The 2,490-nt window shown below is 71.3% G+C and carries 1 protein-coding gene; it reads left to right on the plus strand.

Going from position 1 to position 2,490, the window contains the following annotated elements:
• Positions 1 to 141 precede the first annotated feature (141 nt).
• A partial coding sequence (locus tag IJH84_RS15135; protein WP_295145548.1) for a bifunctional diguanylate cyclase/phosphodiesterase occupies positions 142 to 2,490 on the plus strand: 2,349 nt, incomplete at its 3' end.

Genomic DNA, 2,490 nt, shown 5'->3' on the forward strand with positions numbered 1-2,490 from the left:
CGGCCGCCGCATCGACGACGACCAGCGGCTCTTGCCGGACTCCGTGCCGGTAAGGTCTGCTCGGAACTCGCTGTGGTACCGATCACGGGTGGTCGGTCGTCGGTGTGCTCGGAAACGAGGCCGCTGAGCAGGAGGGTGCTGATGACCGACGGGACTCCGGGGGCGGGGCCGGACCGGGACGCCGCGGCGGACGGTGGTCGGAACGTGGTGGTCGACGTGCCCGTCCGGGCGGGCCTGCTGCCCGCCGCGCCTGCCTTGCTGAGCACCGCGGACGGCACGGTCGTGCAGGTGACCGAAGAGGCCGTGCGGCTGGCGGGGGTGGCGGACGCGGATTCGCTGGTAGGTCGCGAGCTTTCCGCACTGGTGGTGCGGGACGGCCCGATCTCCCGGCTGCGTGCGGAGTGCGACGTGCCGGTGCGGGCGTTGAGCTGGCCGCGTCCGGACGACGAATCGCTGCAGGTGACCGTGCTGGCCGATGTGCGCGACCTGGTCCCGGACGGGGCCCAGCCCTACAGCGGTGTCGAAATCCTCGACGAACGCGCCCGGTTGATCGAGGCGCAGCAGATCGCCCGCGTCGGCAGCTGGAGCATCTACCCGGAAACCGGGCAGATGTACCACAGCCCGATGCTCAAGGAGCTGTTCGCCGCCAGCGGCGCCGACCTGCTGGAAGGCTCGGACCTGGAGCTGGCGGTGCGCGCCGACGACCGGGCCAAGGCCGCCGACTTCGGCACCCGGTTGAAGTCCGCGCCCGAAGGCGAGCTCGTCGAAGTGGAGCTGCACGACCACACCGACCGCGTCTTCCTGTGCACCGGCCGGGTCGAGCGGGACGTCTCCGGGGTGATCGAGCGGATCCAGGGAACCGTGCAGGACGTCACCGAGCAGCGACTCCTGGAACGGCAGCTGCGCGACGAACGCCGCAAGCTGCACGACGCGCAACGCGCGGCTCGGCTGGGCACCTGGGAATGGGATCCGGACACCGGCGCGACGCGGCTGTCCGAGATGATGCACGAGATCTGCGGCACCCGGCCGGACGCGCCCAGCACCTACGACGAGTACATCGGTTCGGTGCACCAGGAGGACCGGTCCGCGGTGGACCAGGCGTGGCGGGGGCTGGTGCAGCGGCAGGAACCGGTCGAGCTGGAGCACCGGTTCATCCGCCGGGACGGCGCGGTGCGCACCTTCCGCGCGCACGGCGCGGCGATCCGCGATCCGGAAGGCCGGCTCGTGCTGGTCGGCACGGCGCAGGACGTCACCGAGCAGCGCACCGCGGTGACCCGGATGGAACGCTCCACGCAGCGGTTCACCGACCTGGTCGCGGTCACACCGGTCGGGATCGGGTTGTTCGACCAGGGCGAGCACCTGGTGGATGCCAACGACGCGCTCTGCGACCTGCTCGGATACCGGCTGGACCAGCTGCGCGGGATGAGCTCGCGGCAGATGACCCATCCCGACGAGCGGGACTCCGGCCTGCGCACGGCTTCGGAGGAGATCGCGTCGTCGCGCACGGGACGGCGGAAGGTCCCGCAGCGGTTGCTGGTCCGCTCCGATGGCGAGCCGGTGTACTGCGAGCTGCACGTGTCGCTGTCGGTGCAGGACGACGGGACGCGGTTCTGGCTGGTGGTGTTCCAGGACATCACCGAACGCCGCCGCGCCGCCGAGGCGCTGCGCTACCAGGCCACCCACGACGACCTCACCGGTTTGCCGAACCGGGCCGCGGTCAAGCAGCTGCTCGGCGCGCTGCTCGGGCGGGTGGATCCGGCGAGCGTCGCGGTGCTGTTCTGCGACATCGACAACTTCAAGCGGGTGAACGATTCGCTCGGCCACGACGCGGGCGACGAGCTGCTGGTCGCGCTGGCTCGCCGGTTGGAAGGCGGGTTGCCGGAGGGGTGCACGGCGGCCCGGTTGTCCGGCGACGAGTTCGTCATCATCTGCTCGGACATCGAGGCGGTCGGTGGGCTGGACTCGCTGGCCACCCGTGTTTCCGGGCTGCTGCGCACGGCGGTGCCGGTGCACGGTCAGCTGATCCGGGTCTCGGCCTCGATCGGGGCCGCGGTGCCCAGCGGCGGCGGTTCCGGCGGCGGGGATCTGCTGCGGTTCGCCGACGCGGCGATGTTCGAGGCGAAGCGGCGCGGCGCCGGCAAGGTCTCGCTGGCCAGTCCGGCGCTGATCGCGTCCGCCGATCGCCAGCTGCACCTGGAGGGGCAGCTGCGGGAGGCGTTGAACAACGACGGCCTCACGTTGCACTACCAGCCGGTGGTCGCCGGGGACGGCACGGTGGTCACCGCGGAGGCGTTGGTGCGCTGGCCGCATCCCGAGCGCGGCATGATCTCGCCGGCCGAATTCATTCCGCTGGCGGAAGAGACCGAGGCCATCATTGGCATGGGCGAATGGGCGCTGCGCACCGCCTGCCGCGACGCTGCGGACGGAAAAATTCCCGGCACCGTCGCCGTCAATCTGTCGCCGCTGCAATTTGCCCGCGACGATCTCGCC

The organism is Saccharopolyspora sp. (assembly GCF_017434145.1).
GTDB lineage: Bacteria > Actinomycetota > Actinomycetes > Mycobacteriales > Pseudonocardiaceae > Saccharopolyspora_C > Saccharopolyspora_C galaxeae.